20 protein-coding genes and 1 pseudogene are annotated in these 23,210 nt (G+C 69.5%); 17 read left to right on the forward strand and 4 right to left on the reverse strand.

Translation table 11 applies throughout. The annotated features are described in order from the left end of the window. Positions 1-215: 215 nt before the first annotated feature. From ABZ471_RS18145 to ABZ471_RS18155, 3 genes are all read left to right on the forward strand, one after another. The gene (locus ABZ471_RS18145) at positions 216-917 is read left to right on the forward strand and encodes an HAD family phosphatase (RefSeq protein ID WP_359067618.1); all 702 of its coding nucleotides are present in this window, start codon (positions 216-218) and stop codon (positions 915-917) included. 432 nt (positions 918-1,349) lie between these two features. Continuing rightward, positions 1,350-2,954, forward strand: a complete 1,605-nt coding sequence (locus tag ABZ471_RS18150; RefSeq protein ID WP_359067620.1) for an ABC transporter substrate-binding protein — start codon at positions 1,350-1,352, stop codon at positions 2,952-2,954. Between the two features lie 65 nt (positions 2,955-3,019). Next, on the forward strand, positions 3,020-4,600 hold the full coding sequence (locus ABZ471_RS18155; protein WP_359067622.1) for an ABC transporter substrate-binding protein: 1,581 nt from the start codon (positions 3,020-3,022) through the stop codon (positions 4,598-4,600). Positions 4,601-4,672: 72 nt separating this feature from the next. Here ABZ471_RS18155 and ABZ471_RS18160 read toward each other — a convergent pair whose 3' ends face one another. Both ABZ471_RS18160 and ABZ471_RS18165 read right to left on the reverse strand, forming a co-directional pair. Then, entirely contained in the window at positions 4,673-5,347 is a 675-nt protein-coding gene (locus ABZ471_RS18160) for a response regulator transcription factor (protein WP_359067624.1), read from the reverse strand. An 81-nt stretch (positions 5,348-5,428) separates the two neighbouring features. Continuing rightward, on the reverse strand, positions 5,429-6,358 hold the full coding sequence (locus ABZ471_RS18165; protein ID WP_359067626.1) for a RecB family exonuclease: 930 nt from the start codon (positions 6,356-6,358) through the stop codon (positions 5,429-5,431). A gap of 178 nt (positions 6,359-6,536) precedes the next feature. Between ABZ471_RS18165 and ABZ471_RS18170 the strand changes: the two genes are divergently transcribed. The 3 genes from ABZ471_RS18170 (at position 6,537) to ABZ471_RS18180 (ending at position 9,991) form a co-directional block, all read left to right on the forward strand. Further along, positions 6,537-8,231, forward strand: a complete 1,695-nt coding sequence (locus tag ABZ471_RS18170; protein WP_359067628.1) for a site-2 protease family protein — start codon at positions 6,537-6,539, stop codon at positions 8,229-8,231. 38 nt (positions 8,232-8,269) lie between these two features. Beyond that, the gene (locus ABZ471_RS18175) at positions 8,270-9,172 is read left to right on the forward strand and encodes a tRNA (adenine-N1)-methyltransferase (RefSeq protein WP_359067630.1); all 903 of its coding nucleotides are present in this window, start codon (positions 8,270-8,272) and stop codon (positions 9,170-9,172) included. A gap of 237 nt (positions 9,173-9,409) precedes the next feature. Then, positions 9,410-9,991: a hypothetical protein gene (locus tag ABZ471_RS18180; protein ID WP_359067632.1), complete on the forward strand. Its 582-nt coding sequence runs from the start codon at positions 9,410-9,412 to the stop codon at positions 9,989-9,991. A gap of 22 nt (positions 9,992-10,013) precedes the next feature. Here ABZ471_RS18180 and ABZ471_RS18185 read toward each other — a convergent pair whose 3' ends face one another. Next, on the reverse strand, positions 10,014-10,316 hold the full coding sequence (locus ABZ471_RS18185; protein WP_359067634.1) for a ferredoxin: 303 nt from the start codon (positions 10,314-10,316) through the stop codon (positions 10,014-10,016). A gap of 532 nt (positions 10,317-10,848) precedes the next feature. On the opposite strand from ABZ471_RS18185, the gene arc reads away from it, so the two are divergent. The 6 genes and pseudogenes from arc to prcA all read left to right on the forward strand — a co-directional run bounded on the left by arc (position 10,849) and on the right by prcA (position 16,639). Then, on the forward strand, positions 10,849-12,615 hold the full coding sequence (gene arc / locus ABZ471_RS18190) for a proteasome ATPase (RefSeq protein ID WP_359067637.1): 1,767 nt from the start codon (positions 10,849-10,851) through the stop codon (positions 12,613-12,615). Between the two features lie 233 nt (positions 12,616-12,848). After that, positions 12,849-14,360, forward strand: coding sequence for a depupylase/deamidase Dop (dop, locus tag ABZ471_RS18195; protein ID WP_359067639.1), 1,512 nt, complete (start codon positions 12,849-12,851; stop codon positions 14,358-14,360). 198 nt (positions 14,361-14,558) lie between these two features. Continuing rightward, positions 14,559-14,777 (forward strand): ubiquitin-like protein Pup, encoded by a 219-nt coding sequence (locus ABZ471_RS18200; protein WP_030608326.1) that lies wholly within the window; start codon positions 14,559-14,561, stop codon positions 14,775-14,777. Positions 14,778-14,903: 126 nt separating this feature from the next. Beyond that, a pseudogene (locus ABZ471_RS18205) lies at positions 14,904-15,028 on the forward strand (recombination endonuclease VII); the annotation flags it as partial. Then, positions 14,980-15,825, forward strand: coding sequence for a proteasome subunit beta (gene prcB / locus ABZ471_RS18210; protein ID WP_359067641.1), 846 nt, complete (start codon positions 14,980-14,982; stop codon positions 15,823-15,825). The pseudogene ABZ471_RS18205 and the gene prcB, both read left to right, overlap by 49 nt. Before the next feature lie 61 nt (positions 15,826-15,886). After that, the gene (gene prcA / locus ABZ471_RS18215; RefSeq protein WP_359067643.1) at positions 15,887-16,639 is read left to right on the forward strand and encodes a proteasome subunit alpha; all 753 of its coding nucleotides are present in this window, start codon (positions 15,887-15,889) and stop codon (positions 16,637-16,639) included. A gap of 60 nt (positions 16,640-16,699) precedes the next feature. Here prcA and ABZ471_RS18220 read toward each other — a convergent pair whose 3' ends face one another. After that, complete coding sequence (locus ABZ471_RS18220) at positions 16,700-17,716, reverse strand: LacI family DNA-binding transcriptional regulator (protein ID WP_359067645.1); 1,017 nt, start codon at positions 17,714-17,716, stop codon at positions 16,700-16,702. 139 nt (positions 17,717-17,855) lie between these two features. On the opposite strand from ABZ471_RS18220, the gene ABZ471_RS18225 reads away from it, so the two are divergent. The 5 genes from ABZ471_RS18225 (at position 17,856) to ABZ471_RS18245 (ending at position 23,206) form a co-directional block, all read left to right on the forward strand. Then, positions 17,856-19,115, forward strand: a complete 1,260-nt coding sequence (locus ABZ471_RS18225) for an MFS transporter (protein WP_359067648.1) — start codon at positions 17,856-17,858, stop codon at positions 19,113-19,115. A 9-nt stretch (positions 19,116-19,124) separates the two neighbouring features. Then, entirely contained in the window at positions 19,125-20,486 is a 1,362-nt protein-coding gene (pafA, locus tag ABZ471_RS18230) for a Pup--protein ligase (RefSeq protein WP_359067650.1), read from the forward strand. A gap of 145 nt (positions 20,487-20,631) precedes the next feature. Further along, the gene (locus ABZ471_RS18235; RefSeq protein ID WP_359067652.1) at positions 20,632-21,654 is read left to right on the forward strand and encodes an FKBP-type peptidyl-prolyl cis-trans isomerase; all 1,023 of its coding nucleotides are present in this window, start codon (positions 20,632-20,634) and stop codon (positions 21,652-21,654) included. A 94-nt stretch (positions 21,655-21,748) separates the two neighbouring features. Beyond that, complete coding sequence (locus tag ABZ471_RS18240; protein WP_359067654.1) at positions 21,749-22,120, forward strand: FKBP-type peptidyl-prolyl cis-trans isomerase; 372 nt, start codon at positions 21,749-21,751, stop codon at positions 22,118-22,120. 132 nt (positions 22,121-22,252) lie between these two features. After that, entirely contained in the window at positions 22,253-23,206 is a 954-nt protein-coding gene (locus tag ABZ471_RS18245; protein ID WP_359067656.1) for a WYL domain-containing protein, read from the forward strand. Positions 23,207-23,210: the final 4 nt, after the last annotated feature.

The following is a 23,210-nucleotide window of genomic DNA, read 5'->3' on the forward strand; positions in this document are numbered from 1 at the left end:
CGCATCGGCGTCCACCTCTCCGAGGAGTTCCAGCTCCACCCCGAACAGTCCACGGACGCGATCGTGATCCACCACCCCGAAGCGAAGTACTTCAATGCACGGTGAGGCGCGCCGCACAGCGCGCTGATCGGATAAGTCGTACACTGGTCGGTCCACTGCAGGCCGGTTCCCTGTCCGGGAACCGGCCTGGTCGTCCCCCAAGGAGGTGCGCCAGGATGACCAGCACAGTTCCTGCGCTCGGAACCCGTACGGCCGAAGGCTCCGCCCTGCAGGCGGTGCTCCTCGACATGGACGGCACCCTGGTGGACACAGAGGGCTTCTGGTGGGACGTCGAGGTGGAGGTCTTCGCCGCCCTCGGCCACACCCTGGACGAGACCTGGCGCCACGTCGTGGTCGGCGGTCCCATGACCCGCAGTGCGGGGTTCCTGATCGAGGCCACCGGCGCCGACATCACCCTCGCCGAGCTGACGACACTGCTCAACGACGGGTTCGAGGAGCGTATCGGCCGCACCCTGCCGCTGATGCCGGGCGCCGCCCGGCTGCTGGCCGAGCTGTACGAGTACGAGATCCCGACCGCCCTGGTCTCCGCCTCCCACCGGCGCATCATCGACCGCGTGCTGGCCTCCCTCGGCCCCCACCACTTCGCCCTGACCGTGGCCGGCGACGAGGTGTCGCGCACCAAGCCGTACCCCGACCCGTATCTGCTCGCGGCCGCCGGGCTCGGTGCCGATCCGGCCAGATGCGCGGTGATCGAGGACACCGCGACCGGAGTCGAGGCGGCGGAGGCGGCGGGCTGCCGGGTGGTCGCCGTGCCCTCGGTGGCGCCCATCGCACCGAGCGGCCGGCGTACGGTCGTGACCTCGCTCGAAGAGGTCGACCTGGCATTTCTGCGCGGTCTGATGACGGAAATGCGCTAGCCGTTCACCCAGCGTGCAAAGCTCATTGGACGGGTTGGACAAAATTCCGAGGAAGTACACCCGGGGGGAATTCAAAGCGGGCCGTCCGGCTGAATTCCGGTAACCGCCAACCCAGTTGGGGATGTGACGTTCCCCACTCCCGCTGGGCTCGACAACGTTGCCCTGATGTGCTGATCGCCCCCGTCCAGGGCTGTCTGGCGTGCCCTTGTGTCCCGATTGATGGGAAGCTGCACTAATCCTGCCGCTGTCGGGTTTTCGGTGTGTCCACGCCTGGTTTCACTGCGTGATGGGAGCCCAACTCAAGCGGCCGTGAACCCTGGTGCAGGCGCGGACTAATCTCATCGCGAGAACATCGCCGCAACCCCCGTGATCCGCCGCACCACCCCTGCATGCCGGGTACACGGATTCGAACAGCTCTGGAGAAACTCCCGCATGAACCGCAAGACTTTGGTGCTGCCGGCAGTGGTCGGTCTGCTGACGCCGGTTCTGGCCGCGTGCGGCGGATCCGACAGCGGGAGCAAGAGCGGGGACGCCATCGTCGTCGGCACCACGGACCGGTTCACCGTCACGAGCGACGCGCCGGCGCCCCTCGACCCCGCCTACGCCTACGACGTCGGCACCTGGAACATCCTGCGCCAGACCGTGCAGACCCTGATGACCCAGCCCAAGGGCGAGGGCGACCCCGTGCCGGACGCGGCCGAGAGCTGCACTTTCACCGACAGCGGCAACGAGCGCTACGCCTGCAAGCTGCGTGAAGGCCTGACGTTCGCGAACGGCGACAAGATCACCGCGCAGGACGTCAAGTACTCCATCGAGCGCGCCCTGAGCCTGAAGGCCGACAGCGGTGTCGCGGCCCTGCTGAACACCATCGACACCGTCGAGACCCAGGGCGACCGTGAGGTCATCTTCCACCTCAAGACGGCCGACGCCACCTTCCCGTACAAGCTGTCCACACCGGTCGCGGGCATCATCGACCCCCAGGACTACGCCAAGGACAAGCTGCGGGACGGCTTCGAGCTCGACGGCTCCGGCCCGTACACCTTCAAGGCCGACGTCAAGGACAACGAGATCGTCAGGGCCACCTTCACCAAGAACCCCTCGTACAAGGGCAGTGTGAAGGTGAACAACGACGAGGTCGTGATCCGCTCCTTCGGCGACGCCGACGCCATGGGCGCCGCGATCGACAAGGGCGACATCGACGTCATGACCCGCACGATGTCGCCGTCGCAGATCGACAAGCTCGACAGCGGCTCCGACGCGAACGTCGACCTCGTGGACATGCCGGGCCTGGAGATCCGCTACCTGGCCTTCAACACCAACGCGTCCACCGTGAAGACCAAGGCCGTCCGCCAGGCCATGGCCCAGATCATCAACCGGGGCGAACTCGTCTCCAAGGTCTACGGCACCCAGGCCGAGCCGCTGTACTCGCTGGTCCCGGCGAGCGTCACCGGCCACTCCAACTCGTTCTTCAACAAGTACGGCGACCCCAGCGTAGCCAAGGGGAAGAGCCTGCTGGCCAAGGCCGGCATCAGCACCCCGGTGAAGCTGACGCTGCACTACACGACCGACCACTACGGCTCGGCCACCAAGCAGGAGTTCCAGATCCTGCAGAAGCAGCTCAACGGCAGCGGTCTGTTCGACGTCAGCATCCAGGGCCACCCCTGGGCGACCTTCCGGCCCGCCGAGAAGAAGGGCGAGTACGACGTCTACGGCATGGGCTGGTTCCCCGACTTCCCGGACGCCGACAACTTCCTCGCGCCGTTCCTCGACAAGGACAACACGCTCGGCTCGCCGTACTCCAACGGCACCATCCAGCGCACGCTGATCCCGGAGTCCCGCCGCGAGGCCGACCGGCTCAACGCCGGCAAGAGCCTGACCGAGATCCAGGACATCGTCGCCGAGGACGTCCCCGTGCTGCCGCTGTGGCAGGGCAAGCAGTACGTCGCCGCACGGGACAATGTCACGGGTGTCTCCTACGCCCTCAACTCCTCCTCGACGCTTCAGCTGTGGGAGCTCGGCCGCGGTGTGAGCGGCTGACGGCATCCTTTGTCCGGGGCACGAAACGGGGGCCTCGGATTGACGAACCGACGACAAGGCACATAGTGAACCTGCGCAACCAGTGGCCAGTCCTGCCGATCATGGCGGGGCTGGCCTCCGGCCTGCTGACCGGCTGCGGCTCGGAGAGCGGTGGCTCCGGGGGTACCGGCTCCTCCGTGGTGATGGGGATGTCCGACGACGTCCTCGCCACGGACCCGGCCTCCGGTTACGACCCCGGCTCCTGGCTGTTGTTCAACAACGTCTTCCAGTCGCTGCTCGGCTTCCCCAAGGGCGCCACGCAGCCCGCGCCGGAGGCGGCCAAGGAGTGCACCTTCACCGACAGCCGGGCGATGGTGTACAAGTGCGAGCTCAGGGAAGGCCTGAAGTTCAGCAACGGTGACGCCCTCACCTCCGAGGACGTGAAGTTCTCCTTCGACCGCATGCTGAAGATCGCCGACGACGCGGGCCCGGCGATCATGTTCCCGATGCTCGGCAAGGTCGAGACCCCGAACGCGAAGACGGTCGTCTTCCGGCTCAAGGTTCCGGACGCCACCTTCCCCAGCAAGATCGCCTCCGGTGCCGGCTCCATCGTCGACCACCAGCAGTACGACGCGAACGGCCTGCGCACCGACGACAAGGCCGTCGGCTCCGGGCCCTACCAGCTGGACTCCTTCGGCAAGGACGAGGCGGTCTTCTCGGTCAACCCCAACTACCAGGGCACCGCCAAGACCAAGAACTCCGGCGTCACGCTGAAGTTCTTCCACGGCGACCGGACCGCCCTGAAGAACGCCCTGGAGAGCGGTGACATCGACATCGCCTACCGCGGTCTGACCGCGACCGACGTCTCCGACCTCGACCGGCAGGCCGGCAGCAAGGGCATCGAGGTCATCGAGGGAAGCAGCGCCGAGGTCCAGCACCTGGTCTTCAACATGAAGGACCCGGTCGCCGGCAAGCTCGGCGTCCGCAAGGCCATGGCCTATCTCCTCGACCGGGACGCCCTGGTCAGCAACGTCTACCAGGGCACCGCCACCCCGCTGTACTCGATCATCCCGGCGGGCATCGCGGGCCACAACACGGCCTTCTTCGACACCTACGGCGCCCGCCCCTCCCGGGCGAAGGCCGCCGCCGCGCTGCACGCCGAGGGCATCACCGGCAAGGTGAAACTCACGCTCCACTCCACACCGTCCCGCTACGGCCCCGCCACCGACGAGGAGCTGAAGGCCATCGCCGCCCAGCTCAACGCGAGCGGACTGTTCCGGGCCGACGTGGAGTCCGTCGCCTTCGACCAGTACGAGCAGGACATCGCCCGGGGCAAGTACGGCGTGTACGTGAAGGGCTGGGTGCCCGACTACCCGGACGCCGACAACTTCACGGCACCCTTCTTCGGCAAGGGCAACGTGCTGGGCAACGGCTACAGCAACAGCACGATCACCGGCTCCCTCATCCCCGGCACGGCCGCACAGAGCGACCGTTCGGCGACCGACGCGGACTTCGGCAAGCTCCAGGACATCGTCGCCGATGAACTGCCCGTGCTGCCGGTCTGGCAGGCCAAGCAGTACGCGGTGGTCCGTGACGGCGTCTACGGCCTGGAGTACTGCCTGGACGCCTCGACGGTGTTCCGGTTCTGGGAACTGAACAAGGGCTGACGCCCGTCCGGCCCGGTCGTGCGAAAGGGCGCCCTTCCTCACGGGGGAGGGCGCCCTCGGCGTCGTACGGGCCTACTGCTGCGCGCCGGGCCGCACCAGGCCGCTCTCGTACGCGTACACCGCGGCCTGCACCCGGTCCCTGAGGCCGAGCTTGGTCAGGACGTGCCCGACGTGCGTCTTGACGGTGGTCTCGCTGACGAACAGGTCGGCGGCGATCTCGGCGTTGGACAGCCCGCGCGCCACCAGCTTCAGCACCTCCACCTCGCGATCGGTGAGGGTGTGCAGGGTGTCCGGCACGGGCTCCTCGCCGGAGGGCAGATGCGTGGCGTACTTGTCCAGCAGCCGGCGGGTGATGCTCGGGGCCAGCATGGCCTCGCCGCTGGCGACGACCCGGATCGCCTGCACCAGCTCGTTGGCGGGCGCGTCCTTGAGCAGGAACCCGCTGGCCCCGGCCCGCAGCGCCTCCACCACGTACTCGTCCAGGTCGAAGGTGGTCAGCACCAGCACCTTGGCCGGGCCGTCCCGCCCGGGCCCGCTGATCTGCCGGGTCGCCTCCACTCCGTCCATCCGTGGCATCCGGATGTCCATGAGCACGACATCCGGTTGCAGGGCACGCACCTGGTCGAGGGCCTGCAGGCCGTCACCGGCCTCACCCACGACCGCGATGTCCTGCTCGGCCTCCAGGATCATCCGGAAACCGGTACGCAGCAGCGGCTGGTCATCGACCAGTAGGACGCGGATGGCCACGTGACACTCCTTCGCTAGTCCGGCCCCATTCTGCCCTGAGCGTGTGCAGCGGTTCGCCTCCGGGCTCACCCGGCACCCGGCTCAGGCGCCCGCACCGGCTCCGGGCTCGGGCGCCCGCACCGGCAGCGGATACGGCGGGGGAGTGCCGCCGAACTCCGGGCAGTGCGCCTGGTGGTCGCACCAGCCGCAGAGCTTGGTCGGCCGCGGCCGCCACTCACCGGTATCCGTGGCCTGCCGGATGGCCTCCCACAGGGCGAGGAGCTTGCGCTCCACACGCTCCAGGTCGGCGAGGACGGGGTCGTAGGTCAGTACGTCTCCGCTGCCGAGATAGACCAGCTGGAGCCGGCGCGGGACGACCCTCTTCAGCCGCCACACCACCAGGGCGTAGAACTTCATCTGGAAGAGCGCGCCCTCCGCGTACTCCGCCCGCGGCGCCTTGCCCGTCTTGTAGTCGACGATCCGCACCTCGCCCGTGGGCGCCACGTCCACCCGGTCGATGATCCCGCGCAGCCGCAGCCCCGAGTCCAGCTCGGCCTCCACGAACAGCTCCCGCTCGGCGGGCTCCAGCCGCGACGGGTTCTCCAGCGTGAACCAGCGCTCCACGAGCTGCTCGGCCTCACCGAGCCAGCGTGCGAGCCGCTCGCCCTCCGGATCGTCGGCGAACAGCTCGCCGACCTCCGGCCTGTTCTCCCGCAGCCGGTCCCACTGCCCGGGGATCAACGCCTTGGCCCGGGGCACGGTCCGCTCCGCGGCCGGAGCGTCGAACAACCGCTCCAGCACGGCATGCACCAGCGTCCCCCTGGTCGCCGCCTCGCTCGGCTTCTCCGGCAGCCGGTCGATCACCCGGAACCGGTACAGCAGCGGGCACTGCATGAAGTCACTGGCCCGGGAAGGGGACAACGAGGTGGGCGCGACGACAACACGGTCACCGACCGCCTCGCCGCCGCCGGCACCGGCTGCCTCCTCGACCGCGCCCGGCAGGGCGCCCGCGTCCTCGCTGCTGCTGTCCATGACCACAGACCATACGGCCCGGCACTGACAGTGACCCAGTCCGCGGGCCGGATGGGCCGTGCGACGGCGGGGCAAACACAAGGGGTGCCGGGGCGGAACGTGTCACCACGGCCGCATACCATCGAGTCAGACCCTTCCGGCCGTCAGGCGCGGAAGACGCTTCGAACGAGGGGACAGCGTGGACGTGAGCGGCGGGAGCGGGCAGCCGCGGTCCGGCAAAGACGAGCCGGCCGAGCACCCCGCAGGTCCAACGGCCCCGGCGACCGGCCCCACGGACCACCCCGGTCCGGAGCCCCACGACGCCCCGGAAGCTCCGGAGCGCACCCCTCCCGCGCCCCGGGACCCGGAAGACGTCACCGGCGAGGACGAGGACACCGCGATCCCGCAGTCGAAGCCCGACGAGGACACGCGCCCCACCGGCCCCGAGCCGGCGACCGGCGACGCCGCCCGGACGGTGAACCAGGAGCCGAAGGCGCGCGAGGATGCGGAGGGCGCCAGCGCGACGGCGGAAACCGACGACGCCGCGCGAGCGGCGACCTCCCGGTCGACCACCGACGCCGCCGCACGAGCCGCAACCTCCCAGCCGACGACCGGCGATGACACCCGGGCCGCAAGCTCCCGGCCGACGACCGGCGATGACACCCGTGTCGAGTCCGAGGGACACCGGACCCTCGCGCACTCCGGGATCGCCAAGGGCGAGCCTCCCCAGCCGCGGCCCGAGGAACCCGGTGGCGGGCTGCTCATGGGCCGTCTCTTCGGCGTGCCGGTGTACGTCGCGCCGAGCTGGTTCCTCGTCGCCGCGCTGATCACCTGGGTCGTCGGCGGCCAGCTCGACCGCGTGCTGCCGGAACTGGGCGCCGCCCGCTACCTGGTGTCCCTGGTCTTCGCCGTCGCCTTCTACGCCTCCGTCCTGGTCCACGAACTGGCCCACACGGTCGCCGCGATCCGCTTCAAGCTCCCCGTCCGCCGCATCCAGCTCCAGTTCTTCGGCGGCGTCTCCGAGATCGAGAAGGAAGCCGAGACCCCGGGCCGGGAGTTCGTCCTGGCCTTCGTCGGGCCGCTGCTCTCGCTCGTCCTCGCCGGGCTGTTCTACCTGGCCATGAAACCGGTCGAGCCCGACACCGTCCCGGGCGTCCTGCTGGCCGGCCTGATGATCTCCAACCTCATCGTTGCCGCCTTCAACCTGCTGCCCGGCCTGCCCCTGGACGGCGGCCGCATGCTCCGCGCCGTCGTCTGGAAGATCACCGGCAGGCCGATGAGCGGCACGGTCGCCGCCGCCTGGGTCGGCCGCGCCCTCGCCCTCTCCGTCCTGGTCGGCCTCCCGCTGCTCAACCAGTCCGGCGCCTTCGGCGGCGGCAACGAGGACATCAGCGGCATGGACACCGTCACGGACGCGCTGCTCGCTGCCATCCTCGCCGCGATCATCTGGACCGGCGCCGGCAACAGCCTGCGCATGGCCCGCCTGCGCGAGCACCTTCCCGAGCTGCGCGCCCGCACCCTGACCCGGCGGGCCGTCCCCGTACAGACCGACACCCCGCTCTCCGAGGCCCTGCGCCGCGCCAACGCCGCCGGCGCCCGTGCCCTGGTGGTCGTCGACGCCGATGGCAACCCCCTCTCCCTCGTGCGCGAGGCCGCCATCGTCGGCGTACCCGAGCACCGCCGCCCGTGGGTGGCGGTCAGTGGCCTCGCCCAGGAACTGAACGACGGCATGCGGGTCTCCGCCGAGCTGGCGGGGGAGGAGCTGCTGGACGCCCTGCGGGCCGCCCCCGCGACCGAGTACCTGGTGGTCGAGGAGAGCGGCGAGATCTACGGAGTCCTGTCCGCCGCCGATGTCGAGCGCGCCTTCGTGAAGGCCATGGCCAGGCCGTCCTAGTGGTCGGCGGCCTTCACAAACCCCGGTAGGCTGTTCACATGTCCGAACCGACCGGTGCCGCCCGCAGGCGCGGGCCCTTCAAGGTCGGGGACCAGGTTCAGCTGACCGACCCCAAGGGCCGCCACTACACGTTCACGCTCGAAGCCGGGAAGAACTTCCACACCCACAAGGGCTCCTTCCCGCACGACGAACTGATCGGTGCTCCCGAGGGCAGCGTTGTCCGCACCACCGGCAACGTGGCCTACCTCGCGCTGCGCCCCCTGCTCCCCGACTACGTCCTGTCCATGCCCCGCGGGGCAGCCGTCGTCTACCCGAAGGACGCGGGGCAGATCCTCGCCTTCGCCGACATCTTCCCCGGCGCCCGCGTCGTGGAGGCCGGCGTCGGCTCCGGTTCGCTCAGCAGCTTCCTGCTGCGCGCCATCGGCGACCAGGGCATGCTGCACTCCTACGAGCGCCGTGAGGACTTCGCCGAGATCGCCCAGCAGAACGTGGAGCGCTACTTCGGCGGCCCGCACCCCGCCTGGCAGCTCACCGTCGGCGACCTCCAGGACAACCTGTCCGACGCCGACGTGGACCGCGTCATCCTGGACATGCTCGCCCCCTGGGAGTGCCTGGAGGCCGTCTCCAAGGCGCTGGTCCCCGGCGGCATCCTGTGCTGCTACGTGGCCACCACCACCCAGCTCGCCCGGACCGTCGAGTCCATCCGCGAGATCGGCTGCTTCAACGAGCCGACCTCCTGGGAGACCATGATCCGCAACTGGCACATCGAGGGCCTGGCCGTCCGCCCGGACCACCGGATGATCGGTCACACCGGCTTCCTGCTGACCGCCCGTCGCCTCGCCGACGGCGTCGAGCCGCCCATGCGCCGCCGCCGCCCCGCCAAGGGCGCCTACGGCGAGGACTACGCCGGCCCCAACGCCGACGGCGGCGCCGGTCGCTGACCGCCCCCGCCGAGTACAACGCAACGGCGCCGTGGCCGCGTTCCCGACCGATTCCGGGAACTCGGCCACGGCGCCCTTTCGTTGGCCTGGCACCGGGATCCGTACGACCCCGCGCGCGTGCGCGCTCCTTGCCTGCGGGAATTCCGTACCGACCCCGCCGTTCCCCCGCACTGTGACGTGTGGCACCATGCTGGCCACCCCCCCCCACCGGCACAGCCCTCACAGGAGACACTCCTAGTGCAGCAATCCGCCGTCCCGGAGCTCGCCCACACGCACGCCCGGCCCATCCACTGGGTCGCCACAGCCACCGCGGTCGCCGGTGTGATCGCCCTGTCCTCCGTCGTACAGCCCGGATCGGCCACGGCCGCCCAGTCCGCCCCCGGCACCGAGACCAAGTCAGCCCCCGCCGCCGTCGCGCCGCCCGGCACGACGGGCGTGGCCTTCCCCCTCGAGTGCGGGCCCGTGAAGGCCGTGGTCGTGAAGAAGGCCACCGGAGACCTGGACGGGGACGGCAGGCCGGAAACCGTCGCGGTCGTGCACTGCGACGCCCCCATGGGCACCCCGCCGGACGGGGTCTACGTCCTCACCCGGGGCACGGACGGCGGCCCGGCCCGCGTGGTCGCCACGCTCGTCGACCCCAAGGACCGGCTCACCGTCACCGACTTCGCCCTGCGCGCGCGGGCCGTCAGCGCCACCCTGCTCGGCTACTCCTCGGCCGACGTGCCCAGTTGCTGCCCCGACGTGAAGACCCCGGCCAAGTGGCAGTGGAACGGCGGCGCGTTCCTCCGCTCCACCCCGGCCGGGGCCCACAGCATCTGACCCACCCGGGCCCGACCGGGACTCACGCCGTGTCGGGCCCGTACACCTCGACCCTGTCCGAAACCCGGCGCACGTGGATGCACTCGCCGGGGCACTCCTTCACCGAGTCCACGACGTCCGCGAGCAGCGGAAGCGGCACCGGTGTCGTGGCCCCCCTGTCCTGGAGCAGCTCGTCGTCCGAGCCCTTCACATAGGCCAGTCCGTCGATGTCCAGCTCGAACACCTCGGGGGCGTACTGGGCGCAGATCCCGTCGCCGGTACACAGGTCCTGGTCGATCCAGACCTCCAGCGTCTCGCCGCCCGGGGCCTCCTGCTGCACGGTCATCTCTCCTGCCGTCGGTTCGCCGGGCGGTGTTCCGGCGTGAACGCCAGCCGGGTCCGCTCCAGCGGCTGTTGGACACCCCGACCCTACCTCCGCGCGCTTTCCGGCCGTGTCCGACGGGTACGGGTCTCCGCCCGCGGGGTTTCCTCACGCGCCCCCTCGGGTACGAGCGTCCGACCGGGGAAGGGAGCCCCGAGGGCCGGGGGCGAACAGTTCAGGCCACCCCGGCGGTGACAACGACCGTCCGGACCGTCGCTCTGTGTGATGATCGCGCGAGCGTGCTCGCGCCTGCCTACGTACCGGACGACCGGCCGGGAACGGACAACTCCGGCCAGTCCTGAAGGGTTTTGACCGTCCCCGACAAGGAACAAGTCGCTTCCGAATCACGTTGAGTGGGTATTCCCTCCGTGCGAGAGGGAGCGCACCGGGTGACCGACGACACACCTTGACAGTCTTTGTGATCTAGGGGTTTCAATCGACACCCACCCAGGTAGGGTCTGGAAGCGTCCAGCTCCCCTTGGAGGAGGTGAGGACCGTGGCAGCCCACGACGACGACATGAACCGCGGCATCCGCCCGGGACGAGGGTCCGACGACCCGGCCGGGCAGATCGCCTACCTTGAGCAGGAGATCGCCGTCCTGCGACGTAAGCTCGCCGACTCTCCGCGGCACACGAGGATTCTCGAAGAGCGGATCGTCGAGCTGCAGACCAACCTGGCCGGCGTCTCCGCGCAGAACGAGCGTCTGGCCAACACGCTCCGCGAGGCCCGCGACCAGATCGTGGCCCTCAAGGAAGAGGTCGACCGGCTCGCCCAGCCGCCGGCCGGCTTCGGTGTCTTCCTGCAGGCGATCGAGGATGGCACCGCCGACATCTTCACCGGCGGCCGCAAGCTCCGCGTGAACGTGAGCCCCAGCGTCGAGCTGGACGACCTCAGGCGCGGCCAGGAGGTCATGCTCAACGAAGCGCTCAACGTGGTCGAGGCCATGGAGTACGAGCGCGTCGGCGACATCGTCACCCTCAAGGAGATCCTCGAGGACGGCGAGCGGGCTCTCGTGCTGGGGCACACCGACGAGGAGCGGGTGGTGCGGCTCGCCGAGCCGCTGCTGGACGTCACCATCCGCCCCGGCGACGCCCTGCTGCTCGAACCCCGCTCCGGTTACGTCTACGAGGTCGTGCCCAAGAGCGAGGTCGAGGAACTCGTCCTCGAAGAGGTCCCCGACATCGGCTACGACCAGATCGGAGGCCTGGGCAACCAGATCGAGGCCATCCGCGACGCGGTCGAGCTGCCGTACCTCTACCCGGACCTGTTCAAGGAGCACGAGCTGCGGCCACCGAAGGGCGTCCTGCTCTACGGGCCTCCCGGCTGCGGCAAGACGCTGATCGCCAAGGCCGTGGCCAACTCGCTGGCCAAGAAGGTCGCCGAGGTGACCGGCCAGGCCGCAGGCAAGAGTTTCTTCCTGAACATCAAGGGCCCCGAGCTGCTCAACAAGTACGTCGGCGAGACCGAGCGGCAGATCCGCCTCGTCTTCCAGCGTGCGCGTGAGAAGGCCAGCGAGGGCACCCCCGTGATCGTCTTCTTCGACGAGATGGAGTCGCTCTTCCGCACCCGTGGCTCCGGTGTCAGCTCGGACGTGGAGAACACCATCGTCCCGCAGCTGCTCGCCGAGATCGACGGCGTGGAGGGCCTGCAGAACGTGGTCGTGATCGGTGCCTCCAACCGCGAGGACATGATCGACCCCGCCATCCTGCGCCCCGGCCGGCTCGACGTGAAGATCAAGATCGAGCGTCCGGACGCCGAGGCGGCGAAGGACATCTTCGGCAAGTACCTCACCGAGCGGCTTCCGCTGCACGCCGACGACGTCGGCGAGCACGGCGGCAGCAAGGAGACGACCGTCCAGAGCATGATCCAGACGGCGGTCGAGCACATGTACGCCGAATCCGAGGAGAACCGCTTCCTGGAGGTCACCTACGCCAATGGCGACAAGGAAGTCCTCTATTTCAAGGACTTCAATTCCGGTGCCATGATCGAGAACATCGTGGGCCGCGCCAAGAAGATGGCGATCAAGGACTTCCTGGAGAAGACCCAGAAGGGTCTCCGCGTCTCTCACCTGCTCCAGGCCTGTGTGGACGAGTTCAAGGAGAATGAGGACCTGCCCAACACCACCAACCCGGACGACTGGGCCCGGATCTCCGGAAAGAAGGGCGAGCGGATCGTGTACATCCGTACGCTCATCACCGGAAAGCAGGGCGCGGACACCGGCCGCTCCATCGACACGGTGGCGAATACCGGTCAGTACCTGTAAACGGCAGGGCGGCTGCGGGTGCCCTCGGCGGGTACCCGCAGCCGACTGTTTTTCAGGCCACGACCGGAGCAGGCAATGACGCAAATGATCTCCCCACCAGCGCAAAGGCGTTCTAGGCTCTTTCCTACCGCCGAATCGCGCAGTGCGGGGACGGGCACCGCACACGCACCGGAGCGCCAGCGGTACTTGAGCGGCGCCCACGACCGAGGGTGCCGCCGGGCAAGGAGGGCCGCATGACCGTACGGCGAGTAATGGGCATCGAGACGGAGTACGGGATCTCCGTCCCCGGCCACCCGAACGCCAATGCCATGCTCACCTCGTCCCAGATCGTCAACGCCTACGCGGCGGCGATGCACCGGGCCCGCCGGGCCCGCTGGGACTTCGAGGAGGAGAACCCGCTGCGGGACGCGCGAGGCTTCGACCTCGCCCGGGAGGCCGCCGACGCCAGCCAGCTCACCGATGAGGACATCGGCCTCGCCAACGTGATCCTCACCAACGGTGCGCGCCTCTACGTGGACCATGCCCACCCCGAATACAGCGCCCCCGAGGTGACCAACCCCCGCGACGCCGTCCTCTGGGACAAGGCCGGCGAGCGGATCATGGCCGAGGCCGCCGAGCGGGCCGCCCAGCTCCCCGGTGCCCAGCCGATCCACCTCTACAAGAACAACACCGACAACAAGGGCGCCTCCTACGGCACGCACGAGAACTACCTGATGAAGCGGGAGACCCCCTTCTCGGACATCGTGCGCCACCTCACGCCCTTCTTCGTGTCCCGCCAGGTCTTCGCCGGAGCGGGCCGCGTCGGCATCGGCCAGGACGGGCACGAGCACGGCTTCCAGCTCAGCCAGCGCGCGGACTACTTCGAGGTCGAGGTGGGCCTGGAGACCACCCTCAAGCGCCCGATCATCAACACCCGCGACGAGCCCCACGCGGACGCGGAGAAGTACCGCCGACTGCATGTGATCATCGGCGACGCCAACCTCTCCGAGATCTCCACCTACCTCAAGCTGGGTACGACCGCGCTGGTCCTGTCCATGATCGAGGACGGCTTCATCGCGGTCGACCTCGCGGTGGACCAGCCCGTCCGCACGCTCCACCAGGTCTCCCACGACCCCTCCCTCAAACGCCTGGTCACCCTCCGCAGTGGCCGGACACTCACCGCGGTCCAGTTGCAGATGGAGTACTTCGAGCTGTCGCGCAAGTACGTGGAGGAGCGCTTCGGGGCGGATGTCGACGAGCAGACCAAGGATGTGCTCTCCCGCTGGGAGGACACGCTCAACCGGCTGGAGAACGACCCGATGAGCCTGGCCGGCGAGCTGGACTGGGTCGCCAAGCGAGAGCTGATGGAGGGCTACCGCCGCCGTGACGGCCTGGACTGGGACGCCGCCCGGCTGCACCTGGTCGACCTCCAGTACGCCGACGTACGTGCCGAGAAGGGCCTCTACAACCGCCTGGCGGCCCGAGGTCGGATGAAGCGGCTGCTGGACGAGTCCGAGGTCGACAGGGCCCGTACCAAGCCGCCGGAGGACACGCGCGCGTACTTCCGCGGCCGCTGCCTCGAGCAGTACGCGGACGACGTGGCCGCGGCCTCCTGGGACTCGGTCATCTTCGACCTGCCCGGCCGGGATTCCCTCCAGCGCGTTCCAACCCTCGAACCGCTTCGCGGAACGCGAAATCACGTCAAGGAGCTGCTGGACCGCTGTCGCACGGCGGAAGACCTGGTCAGGGTCCTGTCAGGCGGCTGAGCGCGCGCAGCTGGTGCTCGTACCGGCCCGGGCGGACAGGGTGGAAACCCCACCGTCCGGGAATCATCGAGGTGGTCCCCGTACGTTGTCGAAACTGCGGGGCCGATGTCGGACCCGGCTTGTAGGGTCTGATCATCACCGATCGGCAGGAATGCCGACCCGTCGACCATGTCGGGCGAACTGAGCGGGGTGAGGGTTATGGCAACCAAGGACACCGGCGGCGGCCAGCAGAAGGCCACGCGGTCCACCGAGGAGGTCGAGGAGCAGGCGCAGGACGCGCAGGCTTCCGAGGACCTCAAGGAGCGGCACGAGAAGCTGTCCGACGACGTGGACTCCGTCCTGGACGAGATCGACGATGTCCTGGAGGAGAACGCAGAGGACTTCGTGCGTTCCTTCGTGCAAAAGGGTGGGCAGTAAGGCGCCCTTGCCTTCGAATCCAAGGATCGAGGGTGTGGGTGTCGTGCGTGGCCGATGAGCGGACGACGGAGCGCTGCTCGCGGCCGCAGGAGTCCGGGCCGTGGGCGGTCTCCGTCACCGGCACCGGCTCCGGTCACACATGTGGATCATCACCACCAGCCGGGTAAGGTCCGTGGCATACCGCCAACTTGGAAGGAAACTCGTGGAAGCCAATACTCGTGGCACCGGGCGTCTACCAGCTGCCTTCCTGACGCCAGGATCCTCTTCGTTCATGGACTTCCTGTCGGAGCACCAGCCCGAGCTGCTGCCCGGCAAGCGGCAGCTGCCGCCCACCCAGGGCGTGATCGAGGCGCCGCACGGCACGACCATCGTGGCCGTCACGTTCCCCGGCGGCGTGGTGCTCGCCGGCGACCGCCGGGCCACCATGGGCAACGTCATCGCCCAGCGGGACATCGAGAAGGTCTTCCCGGCGGACGAGTACTCGGCCGTCGGGATCGCCGGCACCGCCGGTCTCGCCGTCGAGATGGTCAAGCTCTTCCAGCTCGAGCTGGAGCACTTCGAGAAGGTCGAGGGCGCCCAGCTGTCGCTGGAGGGCAAGGCGAACCGGCTGTCGACCATGATCCGTTCCAACCTGGGCATGGCCATGCAGGGCCTGGCCGTGGTGCCCCTGTTCGCCGGGTACGACGTGGACCGGGAGAAGGGGCGCATCTTCTCCTACGACGTCACGGGCGGCCGCTCCGAGGAGCACAACTTCGCGGCGACGGGCTCCGGCTCGATCTTCGCGCGCGGCGCCATGAAGAAGCTGTTCCGTGACGACCTGACCGAGGAACAGGCCACGACCCTGGTGGTCCAGGCCCTGTACGACGCGGCAGACGACGACTCGGCGACCGGCGGTCCCGATGTCGCCCGCCGGATCTACCCGATCATCACCGTGATCACCGAGGACGGTTTCCGCCGGCTCACCGGGGACGAGTCCTCCGAGCTCTCCCGTGCGGTGCTCCAGCGGCGCCTGGAGGAGCCGGACGGCCCCAAGGCCGCCCTGCTCTGAGTGCGGGCCCGGTTCTTATCAAGGTGATCCAGTGACCATGACAGAAAGGGACGGATAACCGGTGTCGACGCCGTTCTATGTCTCACCCCAGCAGGCCATGGCCGACCGGGCGGAGTATGCCCGCAAGGGCATCGCCCGCGGCCGCAGCCTGGTCGTGCTGCAGTACGCCGACGGCATCGTCTTCGTCGGCGAGAACCCGTCCCGCGCGCTGCACAAGTTCAGCGAGATCTACGACCGGATCGGCTTCGCGGCCGCCGGCAAGTACAACGAGTACGAGAACCTCCGCATCGGCGGCGTCCGCTACGCCGACCTGCGCGGCTACACCTACGACCGCGACGACGTCACCGCCCGGGGCCTGGCCAACGTCTACGCACAGACGCTGGGCACGATCTTCTCCTCCGCGGCAGAGAAGCCGTACGAGGTGGAGCTGGTCGTCGCCGAGGTCGGGGAGACCCCCGAGGGCGACCAGATCTACCGGCTGCCGCACGACGGTTCCATCGTGGACGAGCACGGCTCGGTCGCGGTCGGTGGCAACGCGGAGCTGATCAGCAACTATCTGGACCAGCGACACCAGGACGGCATGACCCTGGCCGAGGCGCTGAAGCTGGCCGTGCAGGCCCTGTCCCGCGAGTCGAACGGCAGCCAGCGGGAGATCCCCGCCGAGCGCCTGGAGGTCGCGGTGCTGGACCGTACGCGCCCGCAGAAGCGCAAGTTCAAGCGCATCGTCGGCCGCCAGCTCTCCCGTCTCCTGGAGGAGGGCGGCGCGGCCACCGAGGCGGAGAGCGACGAGGCGGAGGGCTCCGAGGAGGAGTAGACCGCCCCCATCCCGCTCTGGTGTGCCCCGACCGGTTCTCCGGCCGGGGCACTCCGCGTTTCAGGACCTGCGAGGCGGCGCCGTGGAGCCCCGCACGACCAGTTCGACGGGGATGTCCCCGCCGTCCGGTTCCCGACCCTCCAGGACCGCCAGCAGGGTCTCCATCCCGCGTTCCCCGAACAACTCGGCGTCCAGCCGCACCGTCGTCAGCTCCGGGTCGATGGCGGTGGCCAGGGCCAGGTCGTCCAGGCCGGTCACGGAGACGTCGTCCGGGACACGCAGGCCGAGGCGGCGCAGGGCCTTGTAGGCGCCGGCGGCCAGCTTGTCGTCGTCGCAGACCACCGCCGTCGGCCGGGGGCCGGGTGCGGTGAGCGCGTCCTCGGTGGCGGCCAGGGCCCCCTCGATGGAGATCGGCGCGGGGGCCGTACGGATCTCCGTCCCCGGTACGGCGGCCAGCCGCGCCGCCAGCTCGCGTGCCCGGATCTCGAACGTCCAGGAGGGCACGTCGGCGGAGAGGTGCAGGATGCGGCGGTGGCCGAGGTCCAGCAGGTGCTCGGCGACCTGCCGGACGCCGTCGGCGATGTCCAGGTTCACCGTCGCCGCGCCCAGGCTGCCCTCCGGGTCGCTGTCCAGCATGACCAGCGGGAGCTGGTCGCCCCTGATCGCGGTGAGCGCGTCGGCGGCCATGGAGGAGGCGATGACGCCGTCCAGGGCGGCCTGTGCGGAGGCGAAGGGGTTGCGGGCCGGGCCGATGCCCTCGGGGGAGGGGTACAGCACGACGCCGAAGCCGTGCCGGGCCGCCACCCGTGCCGCGCCCGTGTAGACGCCGGCGAAGAACTCGGTCGTCAGGGCCGGCACCACGAGCAGGACCGTGCGGGTGCGGCCCAGCCTCAGGTTGCGGGCGGCGAGGTTGGGCCGGTAGCCCAGGTCGCGCGCGGCCTGACGGACCCGCTCGGCGGTGGCCTCCGAGACCCGCCCGCGCCACTTGTCGCCCAGCACGAGCGAGACGGCCGCCTGGGACACCCCGGCCGCCTGTGCGACGTCACGGCTGGTCGGGCGCGTGCTGCTGCGTGCCACCGTGGGTCTGCTCCTCTTGCTCTGGTTCGTTCGCCTGCGGGCGCTGCGGCCCGTCGGCGCACTCCTGGTCGTCTGGACGTGTGAACAGCGCACATGGTACGTATGAGCGAGGACGTTATACGTAACACTTGGAGGCGGGATGGCCGCGGGATACCTGGAGATCCTCAGGGCGAGGCACGCGGCCCGGCTGCTGACCGGCACCCTGGTGGGCCGCCTGCCCAACGCGACCGCGGCGATCGCTCTGCTGCTCTTCGTCCGCGCCGAAGGCGGCACGTACAGCCTGGCGGGCGCCCTCGCGGCCGTGTACGGCGTCGCCAACGCGGTGGGCCAGCCGGTGCTGGGCCGGCTCGTGGATCTGTACGGGCAGCCGCGCGTCCAGCTCCCGGCCGCCGTGCTCTCCGCCCTGGCCATGACGGTCTTCGCCTTCTCCGGCACCGATCCGCTGCCGCTCGCGTACGCCGCCGTCGCGGCCGCCGGCCTCTTCGTCCCGCCCCTGGAGGGCGGCCTGCGCGCCCTGTGGCCCTCCGTGCTGCGCCGCGAGGAGCAGGTGCACACCGCGTACGCCATGGACGCCGTCGCCCAGGAAGTGATGTTCACGGTCGGCCCGTTGCTGGTGACCCTGTGCGTGTCGCTCTGGTCGGAGCGTGCTGCCCTGCTGGTGCTCAACGCCGTCGGCGTCCTCGGAGCCCTCTCCGTGGTCGTCTCGCCGCCCTCGCGCGCGTGGCGCTCGGCACCGCGCGAGGCGCACTGGCTGGGCGCCCTGCGCTCGCCCGGCCTGCTCGCGCTGCTCGGCGCCTTCCTGTTCGTCGGCGTCGCGCTCGGCTCCATCACCGTGGCCTCGGTGCCCTACGCCGACGACCACGGCGGCGACGCCGTCTACGGCTGGCTGATGGCCGCGCTCGGTCTCGGGGCGCTCGTCGGCGGCACCGTCTACGGCGCCCGTCGGTGGACCGGCACGCCCGAGCGGCGACTGCGCCTCCTGGTGGCCCTTCTGGCGGTGTGTTACCTGCCGCTGATGCTGATGCCGGGCGCGGTCGCCATGGTGCTGCTCACCGTGGTCGCCGGCGTGTTCCTCGCCCCCTGCATCGCCTGCGCGTTCATCATCGTCGACCGGCACGCGCCGAGCGGAACCGTCACCGAGGCGTTCTCCTGGCTCGTGACGACGTTCACCGTGGGTGCCTCGGTCGGAACGGGGCTGGCGGGCCCGGTGGTCCAGGCCGGTGGCGCGCTCTGGGGATTCGCGCTCCCGGGGGCGGCGGGAGCCGTGTCCCTGCTGGTCCTGCTCGCCACCGGACGGGTCCTCGCAGCTCCCGCGCGGAGCGGGGTCGTTGCGGCTTCACCGGAAAATGATCCAAATCGTGCTGTCGAACCCCGTTTCAGCTCAGGGGATCGGGCGTAATGTTCACTCATGGACCGCCGCATTTTCGGGCTGGAGAACGAGTACGGCGTCACGTGCACGTTCAGGGGACAGCGGCGCCTGTCTCCTGACGAGGTGGCGCGGTACCTCTTCCGCCGTGTCGTGTCATGGGGCCGCAGCAGCAATGTCTTTCTGCGAAACGGCGCCCGACTCTATCTCGACGTGGGCTCACATCCGGAATACGCGACACCCGAATGTGACAACGTGACCGAACTGGTCACCCACGACAAGGCAGGCGAGCGCATTCTCGAAGGACTCCTGGTGGACGCGGAACGACGCCTGCACGAGGAGGGAATCGCAGGCGACGTCTACCTCTTCAAGAACAACACCGACTCGGCGGGCAACTCCTACGGTTGCCACGAGAACTATCTGGTGGCCCGGCACGGGGAGTTCTCCCGGCTCGCGGACATCCTCATCCCCTTCCTGGTGACCAGGCAACTGCTGTGCGGCGCGGGCAAGGTCCTGCAGACCCCGCGCGGTGCCGTCTACTGCGTCAGCCAGCGCGCGGAGCACATCTGGGAGGGCGTCTCCTCGGCGACGACCCGCTCCCGGCCCATCATCAACACCCGCGACGAACCGCACGCGGACGCCGAGCGCTACCGCCGCCTGCACGTCATCGTGGGCGACTCGAACATGTCCGAGACGACCATGCTGCTCAAGGTCGGCGCGACCGACCTGGTGCTGCGCATGATCGAGGCGGGCACCGTGATGCGCGACCTCACCCTGGAGAACCCGATCCGGGCGATCCGCGAGGTCAGCCACGACATCACCGGCCGGCGCAAGGTGCGCCTGGCCAGCGGCCGGGAGGCGTCCGCGCTGGAGGTGCAGCGCGAGTACTTCGACAAGGCCGTGGACTTCTGCGACCGCCGCGGCATCCGCACCGGCACCGTCGAGCAGGTCCTGGAGCTGTGGGGCCGCACGCTCGACGCGATCGAGACCGAAGAACTGGACCGGATCGGCACCGAGATCGACTGGGTCATGAAGTACAAGCTCATCGAGCGGTACCGGGCCAAGCACAACATGACCATGTCGCACCCGCGCGTCGCCCAGATAGACCTCGCCTACCACGACATCCACCGCCGTCGCGGCCTGTACTACCTGCTGGAGAGGAAGGGCCAAGCCGCCCGGATCTGCAACGACTTGAAGATCTTCGAGGGCAAGTCGGTTCCCCCGCAGACCACTCGGGCCCGGCTGCGCGGCGACTTCATCCGCCGGGCACAGGAACAGCGCCGGGACTTCACGGTGGACTGGGTGCACCTGAAGCTCAATGACCAGGCACAGCGCACCGTGCTGTGCAAGGACCCGTTCCGGTCGGTGGACGACCGGGTGGAGAAGCTCATCGCCGGAATGTGACGAAGTTATGTGAGTCAAGCGTTTCCGCCCAGAATTGCCGGAACGCAACACGGGCGCCGTACGTTTCCCGTACGGCGCCCTTCGCACGCCGTAGAGTTGCGCGCGCACGCCAATCCACAAGATCGACCGATTACGAGGCATCTCCGTGCGCCGACGCTCACTCCTTCTGGCCGCTGTACCCGCAGGACTGGTCACGCTCGCCGGGTGCGGCGACGACAAGTCCGACTCGAGCAAGGCCGCCGCGTCACCGTCGGCCTCGGCCTCGGTGTCCGCCGCGCCTCCGCCCAAGATCGTGGACGGACCGCTGCCGGCGATCACGGCGGGCACGAAGTTCGGCGAGAAGCCGACCGTCGCCAAGGGGACGGGCGACCCCTCGGAGAAGCTCGCGGTCAAGACGGTCATCGCGGGCGGCGGCCGCACGATCGCGGAGAACGACTTCATCCAGGCGAACTACCTGGGCCAGATCTGGAGCACCGCCAAGGTCTTCGACAACTCCTACGACCGCCACCGCCCGCTGCTCATGCAGCTCGCCCAGGGCAGCATCATCGACGGCTGGCGGTACGCCCTCGCGGGCAAGAAGGTGGGCAGCCGCGTCGAGATCGCCGTCCCGCCCACCTGGGGCTACGGCAAGGCGGGGAACCCGCAGGCGGGCATCAAGGGCACCGACACCCTCGTCTTCGTCATCGACCTGATCGATGCCTTCAACTCCAAGAGCTCGTCCAAGGGCAAGCCGGTCGAGCAGCTGGTCGCGCAGGGCGGGGCCACGCTGCCGAAGGTCGGCACCAACACCGACGGCGCCGCGCCCAAGATCACCGTCCCGAAGTCCGACCCGCCCAAGAAGCTGGTGTCGGAGTACGTCCTGGAGGGCGACGGCGCCGAGCTGAAGGCGGACCAGGCGATCCTGTGCCAGTTCAAGGGCGTCGTCTGGGACGGCGGCAAGACGTTCGAGCAGACGTACGACTCCGGGCGGCTCAGCCAGTTCTCGCTGGAGCAGATGCAGCAGGCCGTCAAGGGCCTGGCCCAGGGCCTGACCGGCAAGAAGGTGGGCAGCAGGGTGATGATCGTCGTACCGCCGGACCTGGGCTACGGCGACACCCCGCCGGCCGGCGGCGCCGTCAAGAAGGGCTCCACCCTCGTGTTCTCGGTGGACATTCTGGCCGCGATGTAGGCGCAGCCGCGCCCCTTGTCGGTGGCGGGCGGCAGACCTGCGGAGATGAAAGACTGACCGTGTTCCGTGTCGTACACAAGCAGGAGCTTTTGACGTGAACATCGACAAGCCCGAGATCGACTTCCCGGGCGGCGAGCCGCCGGCGGACCTTGAGATCAAGGACATCTGGGAGGGCGACGGCGAGGTGGCGCAGGCGGGTCAGACCGTCACCGTCCACTACGTCGGCGTTGCCTTCAGCACGGGCGAGGAGTTCGACGCCAGCTGGAACCGCGGCACCCCGTTCCGCTTCCCGCTGGGTGGGGGCCGTGTGATCAAGGGCTGGGACCAGGGCGTTCAGGGCATGAAGGTCGGCGGCCGCCGCCAGCTGACCATCCCGGCCCACCTCGCCTACGGCAACCAGAGCCCGACCCCGCTGATCGGGGCCGGCGAGACCCTGATCTTCGTGGTCGACCTGCTCGCCGTCTGATCGCCGGATCCGACCGGACCCGATCATCTGGGGCCCATGCCTGTCCAGGCATGGGCCCTCGGCTTTTGCGGGGGTACGGGGGAGCGGTACGGTCGTCGCTCGTAAGCACCATAAGGAAGGCGTTGGGCGTCGATGGCCATTGCCAAGGCCGAGCGGTTGATGAACCTCGCGCTGTGTCTCCTCGGGACCCGGCGGCCGCTCAGCAAGCGCGAGCTGCGTGAGTCCATCGAGGCGTACCTCGAAGCGGGCAGCGACGACTCCTTCAACCGCATGTTCGAGCGGGACAAGGACGACCTGCGTGAGCTGGGCCTGGTCATCGAGACCGTCGAGAACCTCGACGGCGAGGTGGGCTACCTCGCCCGCCGTGACAGCAACCGCCTGCCTCCCATCACCCTGGACGCCGAGGAGGCCGCCGCCCTGGGCCTGGCCGCCAAGGTCTGGCAGCAGGCCCGCCTGGCCGGCGCGGCCAGCGGCGCGCTGCAGAAGCTGCGCGCGGCCGGGCTGCCGGAGGACGTCGACCCGTACGAGACCCATGGCGCCCTGGAACCACGCATCCCGGTGCACGAGGCCGCCTTCGAACCGCTGATGCTGGCCTGCCGCGACCGCCGTCCGGTCGTCTTCGACTACCGCAAGGCCACCGCCGCCCACCCCGAGCCCCGGCACGTCGAACCGTGGGCGCTGGAATGCTGGCGCGGCCACTGGTACCTGGCCGGCTGGGACCGCGACCGGAGCGCCGAGCGCGTCTTCCGGCTCTCCCGGATCACCGGCAGGGTCCGCTCGCGCGGTACGGGCTTCACGGCACCCGTGCCCGATGTCGTCACCGTGCGCGAGACCGTGGCCGGCTGGGCGGGCGAGATCGCCGACCGTTCGGCGCTGATCAGGCTGCGTTCCGGCGCTGGTTACCCCCTTCGGGCGAAGGCCACCGGGATCCGGGAACTCGGCGACGGATGGGACGAGTTGGAGATTCCGTACGGGCACGGGCTGGACGCCTGGCTGGTGGAGTTCGGACCGGACGTGGTGGTTCTGGAGCCGGCCGAGCTGCGGGCCGACGTGGTGGACCGGCTGCGTGCCGTGGCCAAGGGCTGAGGGG

Source organism: Streptomyces sp. NPDC005728, from assembly GCF_040630895.1.
In the GTDB taxonomy this organism is placed as follows: domain Bacteria; phylum Actinomycetota; class Actinomycetes; order Streptomycetales; family Streptomycetaceae; genus Streptomyces.